General features: G+C 72.8%; 16 protein-coding genes. 7 read left to right on the top strand and 9 right to left on the bottom strand.

Annotated elements, in window-relative coordinates:
• Positions 1-28: 28 nt before the first annotated feature.
• From ABD332_RS36190 to ABD332_RS36210, 5 genes are read right to left on the bottom strand one after another with little or no spacing between them, the layout of a single operon-like run.
• Positions 29-1375, bottom strand: coding sequence for an aspartate aminotransferase family protein (locus ABD332_RS36190; RefSeq protein ID WP_344507304.1), 1347 nt, complete (start codon positions 1373-1375; stop codon positions 29-31).
• Positions 1372-2748: a methylaspartate mutase gene (locus tag ABD332_RS36195; protein WP_344507305.1), complete on the bottom strand. Its 1377-nt coding sequence runs from the start codon at positions 2746-2748 to the stop codon at positions 1372-1374. The genes ABD332_RS36190 and ABD332_RS36195 overlap by 4 nt, the downstream gene beginning before the upstream one ends.
• Complete coding sequence (locus tag ABD332_RS36200; RefSeq protein ID WP_344507306.1) at positions 2741-3169, bottom strand: cobalamin-dependent protein; 429 nt, start codon at positions 3167-3169, stop codon at positions 2741-2743. Before ABD332_RS36200 ends, ABD332_RS36195 begins: the two co-directional genes overlap by 8 nt.
• Positions 3170-3202: 33 nt before the next feature.
• Positions 3203-4453, bottom strand: a complete 1251-nt coding sequence (locus tag ABD332_RS36205) for a fatty acid desaturase (RefSeq protein ID WP_344507308.1) — start codon at positions 4451-4453, stop codon at positions 3203-3205.
• A 3-nt stretch (positions 4454-4456) separates the two neighbouring features.
• The gene (locus ABD332_RS36210; RefSeq protein ID WP_344507310.1) at positions 4457-5998 is read right to left on the bottom strand and encodes a pyridoxal phosphate-dependent decarboxylase family protein; all 1542 of its coding nucleotides are present in this window, start codon (positions 5996-5998) and stop codon (positions 4457-4459) included.
• Between the two features lie 240 nt (positions 5999-6238).
• On the opposite strand from ABD332_RS36210, the gene ABD332_RS36215 reads away from it, so the two are divergent.
• Positions 6239-6379, top strand: coding sequence for a hypothetical protein (locus ABD332_RS36215; RefSeq protein WP_344507312.1), 141 nt, complete (start codon positions 6239-6241; stop codon positions 6377-6379).
• A 40-nt stretch (positions 6380-6419) separates the two neighbouring features.
• Here the strand turns inward: ABD332_RS36215 and ABD332_RS36220 are convergent, their stop codons facing one another.
• Positions 6420-9362, bottom strand: coding sequence for an AfsR/SARP family transcriptional regulator (locus ABD332_RS36220; RefSeq protein ID WP_344507314.1), 2943 nt, complete (start codon positions 9360-9362; stop codon positions 6420-6422).
• 195 nt (positions 9363-9557) lie between these two features.
• Complete coding sequence (locus ABD332_RS36225) at positions 9558-10583, bottom strand: EamA family transporter (protein ID WP_344507316.1); 1026 nt, start codon at positions 10581-10583, stop codon at positions 9558-9560.
• A 69-nt stretch (positions 10584-10652) separates the two neighbouring features.
• Here ABD332_RS36225 and ABD332_RS36230 point away from each other — a divergent pair, with 69 nt between their 5' ends.
• From ABD332_RS36230 to ABD332_RS36240, 3 genes are all read left to right on the top strand, one after another.
• Positions 10653-11159, top strand: coding sequence for a CGNR zinc finger domain-containing protein (locus ABD332_RS36230; protein WP_344507318.1), 507 nt, complete (start codon positions 10653-10655; stop codon positions 11157-11159).
• Between the two features lie 186 nt (positions 11160-11345).
• A complete protein-coding gene (locus ABD332_RS36235) occupies positions 11346-12710 on the top strand; it encodes a cellulose binding domain-containing protein (protein ID WP_344507320.1) in 1365 nt (454 codons plus the stop codon).
• A 75-nt stretch (positions 12711-12785) separates the two neighbouring features.
• Positions 12786-13358: a hypothetical protein gene (locus ABD332_RS36240; protein WP_344507322.1), complete on the top strand. Its 573-nt coding sequence runs from the start codon at positions 12786-12788 to the stop codon at positions 13356-13358.
• A 106-nt stretch (positions 13359-13464) separates the two neighbouring features.
• Here ABD332_RS36240 and ABD332_RS36245 read toward each other — a convergent pair whose 3' ends face one another.
• Positions 13465-14556: a cellulose-binding domain-containing protein gene (locus ABD332_RS36245; RefSeq protein WP_344507324.1), complete on the bottom strand. Its 1092-nt coding sequence runs from the start codon at positions 14554-14556 to the stop codon at positions 13465-13467.
• A gap of 410 nt (positions 14557-14966) precedes the next feature.
• Between ABD332_RS36245 and ABD332_RS36250 the strand changes: the two genes are divergently transcribed.
• The 3 genes from ABD332_RS36250 to ABD332_RS36260 all read left to right on the top strand — a co-directional run bounded on the left by ABD332_RS36250 (position 14967) and on the right by ABD332_RS36260 (position 17757).
• Entirely contained in the window at positions 14967-15779 is an 813-nt protein-coding gene (locus ABD332_RS36250; RefSeq protein ID WP_344507326.1) for a hypothetical protein, read from the top strand.
• A 135-nt stretch (positions 15780-15914) separates the two neighbouring features.
• Positions 15915-16133, top strand: a complete 219-nt coding sequence (locus ABD332_RS36255; protein ID WP_344507328.1) for a hypothetical protein — start codon at positions 15915-15917, stop codon at positions 16131-16133.
• A 166-nt stretch (positions 16134-16299) separates the two neighbouring features.
• Positions 16300-17757, top strand: coding sequence for an amidohydrolase family protein (locus ABD332_RS36260; protein ID WP_344507330.1), 1458 nt, complete (start codon positions 16300-16302; stop codon positions 17755-17757).
• Here ABD332_RS36260 and ABD332_RS36265 read toward each other — a convergent pair.
• On the bottom strand, positions 17752-18324 hold the full coding sequence (locus tag ABD332_RS36265) for a TetR/AcrR family transcriptional regulator (RefSeq protein ID WP_344507332.1): 573 nt from the start codon (positions 18322-18324) through the stop codon (positions 17752-17754). The genes ABD332_RS36260 and ABD332_RS36265 overlap by 6 nt on opposite strands.
• Positions 18325-18414 lie beyond the last annotated feature (90 nt).

The raw sequence follows: 18414 nt of genomic DNA on the forward strand, positions 1-18414 counted from the left end.
CGTCGCGTGTCGTGGTCCGCAGATGCGGCTAACGGGTGACGTGGCGGTCGGCGAGGTCCAGGGCGGCGTCCAGGATGTCCAGGCCCTCGTGGACGTCGGCCTCGGTGGTGTTGCACGGGGGCAGGACGTGGATGCGGTTGAAGTGGGCGAACGGCCACAGGCCGCGGCGGTGGCACTCGGCGACGACCTCGCCGACGGCGCCCTGCGCGCCCGCGGTGCCGAACGGGACGAGCATCTCCCGGGTCGCGCGGTCGCTGACGAGCTCGACGGCCCAGAAGACGCCGAGGCCGCGGACCTCGCCGACGCTCGGGTGGGCGTCGGCGATCTTCGCCAGGCGCGGGCCGATGAGGTGCTCGCCCAGGTGGGCGGCGTGCTCGACCATGCCCTCCTCCCGCATGGTGGTGATCGTGGCGACCGCGGCGGCGCAGGCGAGCGGGTGTCCGGAGTATGTCAGCCCGCCCGGGTAGGGGCGCTCGTCGAACGCGGCGGCGACGGCGTCGGAGAGGACGACCCCGCCCAGCGGGACGTAGCCCGAGTTGACGCCCTTCGCGAACGTGAGCAGGTCGGGGCGGACACCCCAGTGGTCGGCGGCGAACCAGGCGCCGGTGCGGCCGAACCCGGTCATGACCTCGTCGAAGATGAGCAGGATGCCGTGCCGGTCGCAGAGCTCGCGCACGCCGGGCAGGTAGCCGGCCGGCGGAACGAGCACGCCGTTGGTGCCGACGATGGGCTCCAGCAGCACCGCCGCGATCGTGCCCGGGCCCTCCAGCGCGATGACCTGCTCCAAGTGGGCCAGGGCGCGGTCGCACTCCTCCTGCTCGGTGGTGGCGTGGAAGGCGCTGCGGTAGAGGTACGGGCCGAAGAAGCGCACGACGCCGGCGGCGCCGGTGTCCGTGGCCCAGCGGCGCGGGTCGCCGGTCAGGTGCATCGCGGTGTGCGTGGCGCCGTGGTAGGACCGGTACGCCGACAGCACCTTCGGCCGGCCGGTCACCACCCGGGCCATGCGCACCGCGTGCTCGTTGGACTCGGCGCCGCCGTTGGTGAAGAACACCTTGGTGAGCCCGTCCGGGGCGTGCGACGCGACCAGCCGGGCCGCCTCGGAGCGCTGGTCGTTGGCGAAGTGCGGGGCGATCGTGGGCAGCGTCGCGGCCTGCCGCTGGATCGCCTCGACGACCTTCGGGTGCGCGTGGCCGATGTTGAGGTTGACGAACTGGGACGAGAAGTCGAGGTAGGTGTTGCCCTCCAGGTCCCAGAAGCGGCTGCCGCGCCCGCCGGCCACCGGCAGCGGTCGCAGCGCCCCCTGTGCCGACCAGGAGTGGAACACGTGCGCCCGGTCGGCAGCGGTCGCCTCGGCGTTGGTGCGGTGCGCGCTCATGACGTGACCCCTTCGCTGGTCAGGAAGTAGTTGATGTCGGCGGTGACCGCCTGGATGAACCGGTCCGGTGACCCGGCGCCGGTGTCGGTGAGGCGGTCGTTGCGCTGCCGCACGGCCGCGGAGAACGGCAGCTCGCCGGTGCGGCGGTAGCGGATCGCGCCGGTCGCGTCGCGGGCCGGCACGACCAGCGACCGGGCGTGGACGCTCGCGCTGAACGGCACGTCGAGCCGCCCCGCCGCGAACGCCCCGGCGACCCCGGCCGGCACGTCGCCGTCCTGCAGCACCGGGTCGACCAGCTCCGCGACCTCCCGCTGCAGCCACGACATCTCCTCGTCGATGCGGGCCTCGTCCAGCGCCACGAAGTCCAGCAGCTCCGAGGTGCCCATCAGGGCGGTACGGATGCCCAGGGCGTTGGCGTCGGCGTCGGGGATCCCGTACGCTTCCTGGTTGGTCTTGTTGATGATCTTGTCGGCGCCGCCGAGCCTGGCGACCAGCCCGCCGTAGAGGATCAGGGCGTCGGCGGTGCCGCGGCCGCGCGGGAACACCCCCATGAACTCGTGCAGCACCGGGTGCACCGCGACGTGCGGCGGCAGGTACCGCGCGGCGAGCGCACGGATGCTGCGCAGCGCGGCCACGTCCTGATGCACCTCGCCGCCCTGCGGGTAGGCGATCGACAGGCAGCGCACCCCTTCCCGCACCGCGGCGATCGCCTCCAGCAGCGTGCAGGCCAGGCTGATCGACGGCGGCACCAGGACCGCGGTCAGGGTGCCGAACAGCTCCCGGTCGACGATCACGCCGTCGTCGGCGAGCGCCCCGCAGACCGCGTCGACCTGCCGCCACGCCTCCATCGACGTCGCGAACGGCACGTCCTTGCAGTAGGGCACGTTGTACCCGATGCCGCCGCCCTCGAAGGAGGTGAACCCGGCCGCCAGGGCCACCGCGAACAGGTCCCGGGCGTCCGGCGAGCCGTGCCGGACCTCCAGCGGCACGCCGACGGCGTCCAGCAGCTGCCGGCCGCGCCGCCAGCCGTGCACGGTGAGCGGGTAGCCGTTGAGGTCCGCCGGCGCCTCCCGCAGCGCCTGGGCGGCCCGGTCGAACTGCTTGAGCCGGGTGTACGAGTCGATCGTGACCGTCAGCATGCCCGGCCCGGCCGGCTCGAGGCGGCGCAGCAGCTCCAGCATCTCCTCATGGCCGCCGACCCCGCAGCGGGGCTGCGCGATCGGCCGGCCGGTGCGGTGTGCGGCGCGCAGCGCGTCGGCGGCCCGCGGCCGGGTTGAGGTGCGCAGCGCGTCGACGGTCTCCCGCCACTGCGGCAGGTCTGCGGCGGTGGACCGGTCGATGCGCATCCCGGCCCAGTCGACGGTCTCAGACACCGGCCGCCACCCTCCCAGCGGTCGCGGCCTCGCGGATCAGGTCGAGCACCATCGGCAGCTCGAACGGGTTCTCGAGGATGTGATCGACGCCGAGGCCGCGCAGCCGTTCGATGCCGCCGGCGGACTTGTGGCTGCCGACGGTCAGGTTCCCGCCGAGCACGACCGGGCAGCGCAGCCGTCCCGCGGCCCGCAGCGCGGGCAGGTCGGCGAGGTCGGCGTAGGCGTGGCCGTTGAGGCTGCCGATGACGACCGCCTCGGCCGTGGGGTTGGCCTCCAGCGCCGCGGCGAAGTCGGCCAGGGGCGTGCAGACGCCCAGATTGACGACGGTGAAGCCGTACTCGCGCAGCTGCATCGCGATGAGATGGTTGGCCACCGCGTGGGCGTCGCTGTGTGCCACGCCGAGAATGACGAGTCGCTGCATGGTTCGCTCCTTTGGGAATCCTCTGGGGGACAGTCAGTCGTCGAAGGCGGCGAACAGCTCGCGGTCGCTCGCCTCGGCCAGCCGCGCCCGGTCGAACTCGTCCGGGTCGGCCAGCGACAGGGACTCGAAGACCAGGTCGATCGCGGGCACCATGCCCCAGATCTCGCGGTACGGCGGCCACCCTTTGTGGCCCGTCTGCACGTCGTCCTGGCGGGCGAAGATGTAGTTCGCCCAGTCGCGGGTCATCGGCCGCCGGTGGTGAAAGTCGTGGCACACCGTGTCGCCGGTGAGCACGAGGTACCGGCTGGGCACGTGCACCAGCAGCATCCGCGTCCACCAGCGGGCCCAGGCGTGCAGCCGGGCACCGCCGCGCAGGCCGGCCGCGGGCACCGGCTCGCCGATGCAGATGGCGTTGGTGAGGCTCGCGAAGTACTCCTTGCCGCGGCGGGACTCGACGTCCCGGCCGGGGAACGTGTGCTTGACGCACAACCGCAGCGTGTTGCTGATCTGGAAGAACAGGGTCATCGGCAGCACCCAGCCGAGCAGCAGCAGCGCCCAGCCGTCCAGCAGGGTCGCCGCCACGGCCAGCCCGGCGTACCAGGCGAGGGTGAGCGCCCGTTCGAGCGGGCCGGCGGCGTGGGCGTAGGAGCGCACCCGCGCCCACAGGAACCGCGCGTGGAACACCGGCGAGACGAGCTTGCCCAGCACCCGCCGCCACATCTGCTGGCGGGTCATGCCGGGGCGCAGCTCCAGGCTCACCAGGAACGCCTGCACGGTCGGGTCCCGCAGCGTCATGTGGTGCAGCGCGTGGTGGTCGGCGACGTGCTCGGTGCTGTACCGCTCGAACTCCTGCACCATCAGCAGCCCGGCGATCATCTTGCCCAGCACCCGGTCCGGCCCGCGTCTGGCCCACATGTTGCGGTGGGCGCACTGGTGGAACATCATCATCCGCTGGTTGCGGGCGCCGTGCAGGGTGCTCGCCCAGCCCGGCAGCAGCAGCCACAGCCACCACCCGCCGAGGGCCAGTGCCGCCCCGCTCAGCGCCAGACCGGCCGCCATGGAGGCCAGCGCCGCGATCAGATGGGCAGTGGGCGTGAGGTGCAGCCGGCGTTGTCCCGTGTACGGGCGGCCGGTGAGCATCGTCAGCGGCAGCTGCAGCACGCCGGGCAGGCGCCGCATCCCGTCACGGACGCTGTTGTCCGCGGAGTCCGTGGTCGCGAACCGCCGTTCGGGTGCCGTGGCCGCGATGGTGTCCGGCGATGGCCGGTGCACGGTGGCGGTCATCGCTCACGCCCCCTCGCGGCCGGAACGCTCGTCGGCGACCGCCACGATGCCGGCCAGGATCTCGTCGATCTCCTGCGGTGTCGTGGCCGGGTTCAGCACCATGATCTTCAGGAAGACCGGCTGGCTGCCGTCGGCGCGGCGGACCCTGGTGCGGGCCAGCAGCACCACCCCGCGGTCCATCAGCTCCCGGCGCAGCGCACCGTTGAACGCGTCGAGCCGGGCGTCGTCACCGTCGGCGCCGGCCGGCAGGTACCGGAACAGCACGGTGCTCAGCGACGGCTCGGCGGCCAGCTCCAGCCGCGGGTGCGCGGCGACCTGGCCGGCCGCGTACCGGGCGAGGTCGTGGCAGCCGTCGACCATCTCGGCCATGCCCGTGCGGCCCAGCGCGCCCATCGTCACGGCGATCTTGAACGCCTCCGCGCGGCGGGTCGCCTGCACCGACTGCCCGTACAGGCCGATGTAACCCGCGGCCTTGTCGTCGTCGGCGTTCAGCGTCGTGGTCGTCTGCCCGGACAGCGGCGCCAGGTGCGCGGCGTCGGACACCAGGAAGATGCCGGAGGTCGCCGGGGTCCAGCCGAACTTGTGCAGGTCCAGCGTCACCGAGTCGGCCCGCTCGAGGCCGGCCAGGCGCCCGCGCAGCCGCGGCGAGAACAGGGCGCCGCCGCCGTACGCCGCGTCGGCGTGCAGCCACACGCCCCACCGCCCGCACACGTCGGCCAGGGCCGGCAGGTCGTCGACCCAGCCCTGGTCGGTGGAGCCGACGCAGGCGATCGCCGCGACCGGCACGGCGTCGTCGGGCAGGTTCTCCAGCGTGCGCTGCAGCTGCGACGGGTCGAGTCGGCCCAGAGCGTCGCTGGGGACCCGCACGATCGCCTGCTCGCCGATGCCGGTGATCCCGACCGCCTTGCCGATGGAGAAGTGGGTCGCGTCGGTGGCCAGCACGACCGGCCGCCGGCCCGTCCCGCCGAGGCCGTCGAAGAACGGCACCACCCCGGACTCGCGGCGCATCACGCTGTCCCGGGCGGTCAGGATCGCCATGAGGTTGGAGATGCTGCCGCCGGCGGTGATCGTGCCGCCGGCCGCCGGGCCGTAGCCGACGACGTCGCAGAGGTTGCGGATGACGTACCGCTCCAGCTCCAGCGCCCACGGCCCGGCCTCCCAGGCGTGCAGCGACTGGTTGAGCACGCCGAGGACGAGCTCGGCGGCGGCCGCGACCGGGGTCGGCGGGCACTGCATGCGGGCCACCGCGGCGGGGTGGCTGATGTCGACGGACCAGGTCGCGAAGTCGCGCACGAACCGCCGGAACGTCTCGACCGGGTCGCCCGGCTCCTCGGGCAGCAGCGGCCCGGCGAGCAGCCGCCCGGCGGCCTCGCGTACCGCGGCGGGCCCGCCCGCGGTGACCGGGCCCGGCCGGGCGCTGGTCACCTCCCGCAGGGTGTCGAGGGCCACCCCGGTGAGCACCTCGACCAGCTGCAGGCCTTCGATGCTCCCGGCGGGCGGGAGCTGTGCCGTCGTGCGGCGGGCGGGCTGTTCGACGATCGTCATCTGCCATCTCCTCGCGTCGGCTGTCTGTCGCGTTGTCGCGTTGTCGCGTGTTCGGCGTCATTCGCGTGTTCGCGTCGTTCGCGTCGTTCGCAAGGAGGTTGTGCCCGCGCCCTATTCGGCCGGTTATCCCGCGGCTATCCGGCGGGTCGGCACGCCGGCGAAGGCGCGGCGAAAGCGAAACGATAGCGGCCCGGGTAGAACCGGTGCGACCGCAGTCCGCACCACGTGAGGAGAGCCCCGATGATTCGTCGGTTCGTCGTGACCGCCGCCGCGCTGGTCGCCGTCCTGCCGGCCGCCGCCGTCGTGCGCGGCCCCGGCCAGGTCCGGGCGGAGACGGGCTGGAGCAGTCCGGCCGTCGCCGTCGTCGGTCACCCGCGGTAGCGGGCGGCACGGGCAGTGCGCCCCCTGGATCCGGTCCGGATCAGGGGGCGTCTTCGTGCAGGTCGCGCAGTGCCTGGGCGGCCCGGGCGTGCCAGCCGCGGGCCCCGAGCTGGTCGAAGATCTCCAGCGCCGCGGCCAGCTGCGCGGACGCCTCGCCGGGCTCGCGGTCGGGCAGCCGGGCCAGCTCGTACAGCGCCTGCCCCTCCACGACGGGCTCAGCGACCCGCTGGGCCACCTGCACGGCCCGCTGGAGTGTCGCCCGGGCCCGCGCGGTCCGTCCGGCCCTCGCGTGCACCGTGCCGAGACCGTGCAGGGCGTGGGCCTCACCGGTACGGTCGGCGGCGCTGCGGACCAGGTGCAGCACCTGCTCGAAGGCCTGGGCGGCGCGACCGAGATCGCCGGTGTCGAGGTACACCTCGCCGACGCGGTGCAGCACCTGCGCCTCGACCCGCCGCACCCCGACCGACCGGCAGATGCTCAGCGCCTCCTCGACCAGCTCCCGGGCCTCGTCGGCGGCGCCCTGGCTGAGCCGGACCCGGGCCAGGTTGGACAGCACGTGGGCCTCCGCGACCAGGTCGCCGGCCCGCCGCAGGGCGGTCAGCGCCGCCCGGTAGCCGTCCAGGGCCGCCGTCGCGTCGCCGCGCAGCCGGTCCAGGTAGGCGAGGTTGCGCCGGACCAGCGCGGCGGCGTGCGGGTCGTCGACGCTGTCGAGCAGCCGCAGCGCCTGCCGCAGCTTCGGCTCGGCCCGGTCCGGGTTGCGCAGGAACATGTGCATGGTGCCGAGGGAGTGCAGCGTGACCGCCTCGCCGCGGCGGTCGCCGGCCCGACGGGCGGCGTGCAGCGCGATGCCGGCGGTCTCGGCCCACTCGTCGTAGTACGCCCGCGTCTCGAACAGCGTGACCAGGGTGAACGCCAGGTCCCAGCAGTGCTCGGCGAGCCCCGCGTCGCCGGCCAGGCGGACCGCGGCGACGAGGTTGAGCCGCTCCAGCTCGAGCCACTCCATCGGGCGGGCCAGCATCGGCCCGGTCACCGGGTCGGGTAACGGCCAGCGGGGCGCGGTGCCGTGCACGATGGTGTAGTCGCCGCCGTACTCGCGGCGGTGCGCCAGCTCCGCGGCGGTGAGCCAGCCCGCGACGACCCGCCGGACGAGCTCCTCGCGGACACCGTCGGGCTCCTCGGCGGCGAGCAGCTCCCGCGCGAAGGCGCGCACGAGGTCGTGGAAGCGGTACCGCACCGCGCCGGTCGTCTCGTCGGCGTGCGCCTCCAGCAGGCGGACGTCCACCAGCCGCTCCAGCGAGTCCTCGACGACGTCGTGCCCGGCCTCCAGCAGCGGCATCGCGATCCAGGCGGGGAAGTCGTCGCCGGGCAGCACGCTGAGCCGGCGCAGCAGCCGCCGGGTCTCCGGCGGCAGGCTGTCGTAGCTCAGCCGCAGCGTGCCGCGCACGCACAGGTCCCGGTGCACGAGCTCGTCGAGCAGCTGTGCCTCGTCCCGCAGCCGGCTGACCAGCCGCTCGACCCGCCAGTGCGGCCGGGACGCCAGCCGGGCGCCGGCGATCCGCAAGGCCAGCGGGAGGTGCCCGCACAGCGCGGCGAGCTCGTCGGCCTCGTCGGGCTCGGCGAGGACGCGCGGCCCGACGATGCTGTAGAGCAGCGACGCGCTCTGCCGGCCGGACAGCACCTGCACGTCGAACTGGTGCGAGCCCGGCAGGGCCGTCAGCCGCACCCGGGACGTGACGATCGCCGCGGAGCCGGCCGCGTTGACCAGCAGCGGCAGCACCTGCGTCTCGTCGGCGGCGTTGTCCAGCAGCACCAGGACCCGCCGCCCGGCGAGCAGGCTGCGGAACTGGGCGCCGCGCTCGCTGACGCTCTCCGGGATGGCCGGGCCGCTGGTGCCCAGCGCCCGCAGGAACTGCGCCAGGACCTCCGGCACCCGTTCCCAGCCGGGCCGCCCGCCGAGGTTCGCGTACAGCTGCCCGTCGGGGAACTGGTCGGCGAGGCCGTGCGCGGCGTGTACCGCGACGCTGGTCTTGCCGACGCCGCCCGGTCCGCTGATCGCCACCACCGGTGAGCTGCCCGGCTGCTGCGGGTCGTCCCGGCGCGCCGTCAGCGCCGCCTGGATCTCCTCGACGAGCTTCTCGCGGCCGGTGAAGTCGGCCACGTCCATCGGCAGCTGCCGCGGCGGCCCGGGTGTCCCGGCGGATGTCCGCAACGCCGCGACCGGACCGGCGGTCGGCGGCAGTTCCAGCGCCGGGTCCTGGGTGAGGATCGCCCGCTCCAGCCGCTGCAGCTCCGGCCCGGGATCGGCGCCGAGCCGCTCCACGAGCAGCTGGCGGGCCCGCCGGTACACCTGCAGCGCCTCGGCCTGACGGTCACACCGGTACAGCGCGAGCATGAGATGCGCGTGGATGCGCTCCCGCAGCGGGTGCACCACCGCCAGCCGCTCCAGCTCGCTGAGCAGCTCCTCGTGCCGGCCCGTGGCCAGCTCCAGCCGGATCCGCTCCTCGACTGCGGTGTCGCGGGCCTCCTCCAGCTGCCGCCGCCACGCCTCGGCCGGCTCGCCCGGGATTCCGGGCAGCGCCGGGCCGAACCACATGGCCTCCGCGGCGCGCAGCTGCTCCAGCGCCTCCTCGGTGAACCCTTCCCGGGCCAGCCGGCGACCCTCGTCGACGAACTGGCCGAACCGGTGGGCGTCGATCTCCTCGGGCGCCATCCGCAGCTGGTACCCGCCGGTGCGGGTGATCACGGCCGAAGCGCGGCCGGCCTCGGCGAGCGTCCGGCGCAGCTGGGAGACGCAGATCTGGATCTGCGACCGCGCCGTGGGTGGCGGCTCGGGCCACACCGCCTCGATGAGGTCGGCGACCGGCACGACGAGGCCGCTGTTGACGGCCAGGCAGGCCAGCACCGTGCCGCTGCGGGTGCTGGAGATGGTCCATCGCCGGCCTTCGTGGACGACCTCCATCGGCCCCAGCACCCGCAGCTCCATCGGACTCCAACTTCAGGCTCCCGAGCGTCGACGGTGGCATCACCGCAACGATATCGAAGCATAACTATCAGTAGCCGGAGTCGCATCAACCGTGACTGTCGATTCCTGGTGACCGGGGGAGCTTTCCGTCAAAGGCAACACACCGGTAACGGCGCGGTCATCTGCCGCGACCGGTGTCGTCGTCCGGCTGCTTCTTCAGGGGGTCATCCGGTCGCTCCCGCGGGTCGTGTTCCGGGTGCTCCCTTTCGGGTGCTCCCGCAGGTGTTGCAGGGCGATGACGGCGCCGACCAGCACGACGCCGCCGGCGATCTGCATCGCGGTCAGCCGCTGGCTCAGCCACCACCAGGCGAGCACCGCGCTGAACACCGGCTCCAGCGAGATGTTCACGGCGCCGGCCTGCGCGCCGACGCGTGCCGTGCCCCACGCGTACAGCAGGAACGGCACCAACGTGCCCAGCACCCCGACGAACACGATCCCCGGCCACTGGTCGCCGTGCCGGGTGATGCCGGGGGCGCCGCCCGGCGCCAGCACCACCAGCCACACCACGCTGGACACGGCGAACGCGTACACGTTGGCGCGCAGCGCGCCGTGCGCGCGCGTCGCCGCGCTGCCGAGCACCGAGAACGCCGCGACACCCGCCGCCGTGGCCAGGCCGAAGCCGATGCCGACCAGGTCCAGCCGCCCCAAGGACGTCTCCGGCAGCCGCACGACCAGCGCCACACCGAGCAGCGCCGCGGCGAGGCCGAGGGTGAGCGGCAGGCTCATCCGCCGCCGCCCGAGCAGGATCAGCCAGCCCACCACGAGGGCCGGGGCCAGGTTCTGCAGCACCATCGCCACCGCGACCGGCAGGTGCTGGATCGCCAGGAACAGGCAGCCGTTGGCCACCGCCACCGACACGCCGAACCCGACGGTCACGGCCCAGCCGGCCCGCTCCGGCCCCGCCTGCCGGTCCTGCCGGTCCTGCCGGCGGGTGGCGCGGCCGGCGCCGACCAGCAGCGCCAGCCCGGCGAGGGTGATGAACGTGCGGGTCGCGACGAGCTCCAGGGGGTCGACGCCGGCGTCGAAGAGGCGGCTGGCGACGGTCCCGCCGAACCCCCACAGCGCCGCCGCCACGACCACCGCCGCGTAACCCGCCAGCCGGCCCTGCCCGCGCCGGGCCGGCTCGGGCCCGCGTGCCACCGCGACCGTGACCGGAGGGCTCGATGAGGTCTGCGCTGCCATGGCGTCACTCCGTCCGCACCTCGATGATGTAACCTTTAAAGCAGTTTACCGGTTACCGGAGGCGGCGCAATGAAACCACAGGAGGCACCCGGAGCACTGGAGATCGTGCGGTCCTTCGCCAACACGCTCGACCTGGAGCACGGCACCGACCAGCTCGCCGACGCCGCGGGCCTCGCCGCGTGGTGCCGGCAACACCTGCCCGAGGTGTCCCCGCCCGCCCTGCGCGACGCCGTCGCACTGCGCACGGCGCTGCGCGACGCGATCGACGGCGACCCCGCCACCCTGGACGCGATCGCCGCCGCCCAGCCACTCCGGCTGCGCCTCGGCGGCCAGTCCGCGCTGCTCACGGCGGGGGAGGACGCCACCGACCCGCTCGCCGCCCGGCTGCTGGCGGTCGTGGCGGTCGGCGCCCTCGACGGCACCTGGGAGCGGCTCAAGCTGTGCCCAGCCGAGGACTGCCGGTGGGCCTTCTACGACCACGCCCGCAACCGCAAGGGCGTCTGGTGCCAGATGTCGGAGTGCGGCAACCGGCGCAAGGTCCGCGACTTCCGCGCCCGCCGCGCCGCGGCCGGCTGATCACATTGAGCTGGCCGCGATGACCCGACTTCAGGGGCGGACGGTGCCGCTCGCCCAGGGTGAGCCGCCCGCGTGCGGGTAGAGCACAGGTTGCGTGTGGAAGTTTCGCCAGCGCGCCGAGGTCACCGCGGCGTGCGGGCCGGCCACCGTTGACGGCCGGCCGCGGGCGGCGCGAGCGTGTGCGCCATGACGAAGAGGCTCGCCGTCCTCGGTGCCGCCGGCGCGTGCGCCGCCCTGCTCGTGGCGTACCTGCAACTGCCCGCCGCCGAGGCGACGGTGCCGCCACCGGCCGCGCCGGTGACCGGCAACGCGACCTACTTCGACGGGCTCGGCTCGCCGTACGGTGGCTGCGGGCTGCCGCAGGCGGAGCTGGAGACGCAGGACTTCGTCGCGCTGAACGTCTTCGACACCCCCGGCGACGGCAGCTACAACACCCGTCCGGTGCCGCCGGCCATGGCCGACAAGATGGGCGTGTGGGACAACGGCCGCAACTGCGGGCGCTGGGTCCAGGTGAAGATCGCCGACTACTGCACCGGCACCAACGACGGCGCCCTCGGCCAGCCGTTCTGCCGCAACGGATCCTGGACCGCCGACGCCTACAACGGCGGCGTGCTGAACATGCTGGTCGCCGACAGCTGCGCCGACACGAACGCCTGGTGCCGCGACGACCCGTACCACCTGGACCTGTCCAAGGCGTCGCTGAACCGCTTCTCGAAGAACGGCTCCACCCTCGGCGACCTGTACCCGAACCACTGGAACAACCGGCACGTCGCCTGGAACTTCATCCCGGCGCCCGCCTACTCCGGCGACATCCAGATCGGCTTCCTCAGCGGCGCGCAGCGCTGGTGGCCCGCGATCGCCGTCTCCCGCCTGCCCAACGGCATCCATGGCGTCGAGTACTACGCCGACGGCGCCTGGCGGGCGGCCCAGCCCAACGGCGACATGGGCCAGTCGTTCGTGATCGGCGGCACCACCTCCGGCGGCACCCAGTTCCGCATCCGGGCCAGGGACGCGGCGGACGCGCCGCTGTTCGGCGGCCGCGAGTACAGCTTCGCGCTGCCGGACGCCTGCTCGGCCCAGTGCGGCCAGGCGTACACCAAGGCGACGTACACCACGACGGGCGCGTCACCGTCGGTCTCGCCCTCCGTCTCGGTCTCACCGTCGGTCTCGGTCTCGCCGTCCAGGTCTGTTTCCCCGTCGGCCTCGCGGTCACCTTCTGTGTCTGCTTCTGTGTCTGCTTCAGGGTCCGCCGGTGGTTGCACCGCGACCGTCGCCGTCACCGGCTCGTGGAACGACGGCTACCAGGCCGAGGTGACCGTCCGCAACACCGGCACCACCGCGTCGACCGGCTGGACCACGGCGTTCACCTTCCCCGGTACACAACGGATCGCCAGCTCCTGGAACGCCGTCACGACCCAGTCCGGCACCCGGGTCACCGCGACGAACCAGCCCTACAACGCCGTCATCCCACCCGCCGGCACCACCAGCTGGGGCATGGTCGTCACCGGCCAGAACCAACCCCTGACCGCCGTCACCTGCACGCTCAGGTAGCCGCCAGCGAGCGGAGAGCGATCGAAGAGTGTGCACGTATAGCGTCTGGCTCCATCGACTCGAGGATGGTGGAGCTTGTTCAGACGTAGCAGCTTCGGCGTCGTGGCGACCGTGGCCATGGCGTTGTCGATCGCCCTGGGTGCGGCGCCCGCTGCCGCCTCGCCGAATGTCGTGTACTACCAGTTCAGGGGCTGGGCCGAGAACGTCCGCACCTGGTGCGTCGACATTCAGGCGGAGACGGCCGGCAACGTGCGGGCCAATGTCCAGACCTACCGGTGCCGGGCGGCGTCCGAGCAGCCGCAGGTGCAGTACCAGGCGTTCAGCCAGGAGGGCTTCGCCGGGCAGCCCGACAACAACCGGCGGTTCCGCAACAAGGCCACGAACAAGTGCCTGACCTACAACGTCAACGGGGTCGCAAGTCCGGGCTCCCCGGCCAACGCCGTGTGGGCCGAGGCCTGCGGACAGGCCGGTCAGGGCTGGCGGCACCCCGCGAACCAGGAACAGTGGGAGGCCATCGAGTATCCCGGCATGTGCCTGGACACCGTGGACCCCAATGGCAATTGGGGCACCGGGATCGACGTGTACCCGTGCAACCCGTACGCACAGTGGACGCGTTGGGCCATGGATTTTCTGAACATTCCGGACTGAGATCCTCGGCGGGGTGCCAGTCCCCGCACCCCACGACCTCGCACGATCGGCAGCCCGGGCGCCGTCGCGGATCCCGTGCCGGGCAGGGGATCCGCGACGGCGGTGGTCAGCTCAGGAAGCTGCCGTACGGGCCGGCCAGGATGGCGTTCTTCTGGGCCTGGCTGAAGTGCGTGTTCGGGTAGTTGTAGAACGACGCGGACATCGGGGTGCCGTCCGTGGAGCTCGAGTCCGGCAGGCCGAAACCGTGGCCGAGCTCGTGGACCATCCCGCCGTACCAGCGGTTCATCGGGCCGTTGCGGCCGGCGCCGCCGTCCGCGTCGTGGCCGGAGAGCAGGACCCAGCCGGGGCCGGCGCCGCCGCCGGACTTGCCGACGTCCTCGGCGCTGATCTCGCCGACGATCAGCCAGCGGTTGTCGGGGTTGGCGAGGCTGAACCGGCGCCGCAGCTCGGCCTGCATGTTGAACACGACGCACCAGTAGCGGTCGCCGTTCGGGTCACAGTTGGTGTTGATGTACCAGTTGGTGTCGTGCTCGCCGTTGACCGTCTCGACGACCGTGGCGTTCAGGGCGAACGTCTTGCCGAGCTCCTGGCGGTAGTAGCGCTGCGCCTCGCGCATCACGTTCGCGATGCCGTCCGGGTAGCGCTGGTCGAACGCGACGTCGGTCGGCTTGAGCCAGAACACCCGCACCGTCTTCGTGCCCGGTGTGCCGGGGTTTCCGGGTGTACTGGAGGCGCTCGGCGACGGCGACCTGGTCGGTGAGGCGCTCGTGGTCGGGCCGGCGGTGCCGGTGCACAGCACGTTGTTGAGCCGGAACGTGGCGGGCAGCGGGTTCGAGCCGCTCCAGGCGCCGTTGAAGCCGAACGACGTGCTCCCGCCGGTGCCGAGCGCGCCGTTGTAGCCGGCGTTCACCGCCGAGACGCTGGTGCCGGTCTGCGTGACGGTCGCGTTCCAGGCCTGGGTGACGCTCTGGCCGGGGGAGAAGCTCCACGTCAGCGTCCAGCCGTTGATCGGGTCGCCGAGGTTGGTGACCGCCACGTCGGCCCCGAACCCGCCCTGCCACTGCGAGCTGATCGTGTACGTCACCCGGCAGCCCGCGACCGCCGCACCGGCCGACGTGCCGGCGACGACCGCGCCGCCCGCGACGAGGCCGACCGTGGCGGCGACGAGCACGAGGCCCCGGTACCGTTGAAGCCGCATCACATCCCCTTTCATCAATGGACTCCGCCACGGTGCGCCCCGAAAACCTTTTCGGCAAGGTGGACGGGCGAATCCGCTGGAAACCCGGCGAAACTTTCATCGGAGGGGGTGCCTGCCATCGGGGGCTTCACCGCCCGGGCGTCGCGGGGCCGGACCACCGACCATTCCGTGCTGATTCCCGGACGGAATTGCAGAAGAATTGCGATGCAACTACCGCCGCATTGAATCATCAGGGTGTCCCGGACGGACAGGGACAGGTGTCCCGAATTGTGTCCTGAACATTGTCCTGGACACTCGGGCCACTCCCCAGTTCGTGCCACGGTCCGCGGCGAATTGAATCGGCGGCGACGTCCTATTTCTACATTCCTCTCGTCATCACCGAGATGACCTCGTACAGAGGAGAAAGAGCTGTGAAACGACGACTTCTTCAGGTCGGCGCGGTCGCGCTGGCCGGTTTGTTCAGTGCGATCGTCCTGCCGTCCGCCCCGGCCGGCGCCGCGCCGAATTGCAACGTTCCGGTGCCGCCGCCGGCGTGCGGTGACGGCGGCGGCGACGGCGAACCGGTGGTGCGGGACATCCCCGTGCACGGCACGCTCGACACGGTCACGTACGTCGGCAATGCCGTGCGGGTCACCGGCTGGGGCATCGACCGGGACAGCGGCAGCGCGCCGCTCATCGTCGACATCTACATCGACGGCGCGTGGAAGCAGACCCTCAGCGCCAACACGTACCGCCCGGACGTCGCCGCCGCGTACCCGGCCTACGGCTCCTACCGCGGCTTCGACGCCAACGTCCCGGCGGGTCTCGGCACCCACCAGGTGTGCGCGTGGGCGATCAGCGTCGTGCCCGCCGGCGCCGCGAACCCCGGCAACCCGCAGCTGGGCTGCAGGACGTACACCGCCACCCTTGCCGCCCCGACCGACGTGCGAACCATCTCCAGGGCGGATGACGGCACCACGGTGTTCGGCTTCAAGGACAACTCGGTCGAGGAGACCTCCTTCCGGGTCGTCATCACCCGCCAGTACTGGGAGCAGTACAACGACCCCCGCTGGGGCCAGATGTACCGCGCCTACTACGTCGACCGGCAGTTCACCGTGCCGGCGCAGGCAGGCACCGCCGAGGTGACCGCCACGACCGTGACCGGGGGCTCGGACTGCCGCACGACGGTGTACGCCGTCTCCGGCTCCATCCAGAGCGCCCCGGCCGTCAAGGGCTGGTGCTGACACCGGCCGTCGTCACGTGAACGAACGGCCCGGACCCGCCGGAGGAAATCCTCCGGCGGGTCTCCGTCCGATCCGGCAATGGCATCGGGGACGGCCTCCATGATTGCGGAATCAAGCGGCCGGTAAGGTCGGACAATGCCCGAGCTGAAACGGTTGGATGCCGGTCATGCCCCGGCGGTCCTGGCCTTCGAATTGGCGAACCGGGCGTATTTCGCTGCCTCGGTTTCTGACCGCGGCGACGACTTCTTCGACCAGTTCACCGACCGGCCTGCCGGCCCTGCCGACCCGGCCCACCTCGGGGGCAAGTCAGGCACCTGGTTCCAGCGCGACCTGGTCCTCGAGCCCCAGGTGTAGCGGCGGTGACAGGTGGGCGCGGCGATGGACGCGCGGCCGCGGGCGGTGGAACGGGTGGCCGGGATGGGTGGATGTCGTGAAGGTCGGTGCGGCGGTACGAACGCGGGGGAGCGGAACTGTCGCCGGTCACCAACCTCGATGGCGTCGGCGGTCCTAGGGTGGGCGCATGACCGAGATCGTGATTCGTGGTGGGCGTGTCATCGACCCGGGGGCGGGGACGGACGAGGTCCGTGACCTGCTCGTGCGCGACGGCTCGATCGCCGATCCTGCCAGCGTGAGCGAGGGTGCCGTCGTCGTGGACGCGACCGGGTTGGTCGTCGGGCCGGGGTTCGTCGACGTGCACAGCCACGTCAACACGGTCGCCGGGCAGCGGCTGCAGGCGTTCGACGGCGTGACCACGGCGCTGGACCTCGAGATCGGGCTGATGCCGGTGGCGGTCGCGCTCCAGCGGGCCGCCGAGGAGGGGCGGCCGCTGAACTACGGGTACTCCGCGTCGTGGGCGGCGGCCCGCGGGCTGGTGCTCGCCGGGGTCGAGCCGGTGCCGGACCTGGCCGGCGTGCTGGCGCTGATGGGCAACGAGCACTGGCAGGCGTCGTCGTCGCCGGTACAGCGTGACCGGTGGCTGGACCTGCTGTCAGGTGAGCTCGCCGACGGTGCGCTGGGCATCGGGGTGCCGATCGGGTACACGCCACGGGCCGAGCCCAGCGAGTTCCTGCACGTCGCCCGGCTCGCCGGCGGCAACGGGGTGCCGGTGTTCGCGCACGTGCGGAACCTGATCGAGGCCGACCCGGATGTGGTCGTCGACGGCGCGGACGAGGTGACCGCGGCCGCGGCCGAGACCGGCGTCGCGATGCACTACTGCCACGTCAACAGCACCTCGGGCCGGCATGTGGAGCGGGCGCTCGGCACGATCCACGCGGCGGTCGCGGCGGGTTCGCGGGTGACGTACGAGGCGTACCCGTACGGCACCGCGTGCACGGGCATCGGTGCCGCGTTCCTCGCTCCCGAACGGCTGCACGTGTGGGGGCTCAAGCCGCACAACCTGGTGCTGCTGCCGTCCGGCGAGCGGATCGCCGACGCGGCACGTTTGCGGGAGGTCAGGGCGGCCACGCCCGGCGCGCTGTGCCTCATCGAGATCCTCGACGAGACGGATCCGTCGGACCGTGCGCTGCTGGAGGGCACGTTCGCCGACCCGGGCACGATCGTGGCCAGCGACGCGCTGCCGGTGACGTTCAACGACGGCACCCGCGACACGCGGCAGTGGCCGCTGCCGGAAGGCGCGACCCACCCGCGCACGGCCGGCACGTTCGCGAAGGCGCTGCGGCGGTTCGTGCGGGAGACCGGGATCTGGGACTGGCCGGAGGCGTTCCGGCGCTGCTCCTACCTGCCGGCCCGGCTGCTCGACGCGCACGCGCCCGCCGCCCGGCGCAAGGGGCACCTCGGCATCGGCGCGGACGCCGACGTCGTCGTGCTGGACCCGGACCGGGTCACGGATCAGGCGACGGTGCTCGCCTCGACGGCACCGTCGCACGGCGTCCGGCACCTGCTGGTCAACGGCGAGCCCGTCATCCACGACGGCGAGCTGCTGCCGGACGCGTACCCGGGGCGGGCGCTGCGCTCATGAACCACCGGCTGAACCACCGGCGCTGGACCGGATGAGGTCGTCGACGCCGCTGAGGAAGGTCTCGCAGATCAGGTCGCGGTCGGACAGGCAGCCGGCCGCCATGGCGCCGTCGCGGAGCATGACGAACCGCTGCGCGCGAGGATCGCTGCCCGTCAGGGCGGTGACCGTGTCGAGGAACCACTGCCGGTGTGCCAGGACGGCCTGGTGCACGGGGTGGCCGGGGTCCGGGTACTCGGCCACGGCGTTGAGGAAGGCGCAGCCGCGGAAGCCGTCCGACCGGATGCCCTCGGCGATCGACGCCGCGACGGCGCGGAGCGCGTCGGGGGCGGGGAGGCCGGCGGTCAGGGCCGCGTCCACCTGGCCCCGGATCTGCTGGTCGGCCGCCTGCAGGTAGGCGAGGACGAGATCCTCCTTGCCGGGGAAGTGCCGGTAGAACGTGGCCCGGGTCACCTTCGCCTCGCCGATGATCCGGTCGACGCCGACCGAGTGGATGCCTTCCCGGTAGAAGATCCCGGCGGCGGTGACCAGGAGCCGCTGCCGTGCCTCGGAAACTCCGCCCAGTGCCATGGGGTCCATCTTAGAGATAGAACGTTCGGTCTTGACAGGCCTCCGCGAAGCCTGCACGCTGGGCCGAGACAGAACGTTCGTTCTCTCAGC

The sequence above is a fragment of the Dactylosporangium maewongense genome, from assembly GCF_039531485.1.
GTDB lineage: Bacteria > Actinomycetota > Actinomycetes > Mycobacteriales > Micromonosporaceae > Dactylosporangium > Dactylosporangium maewongense.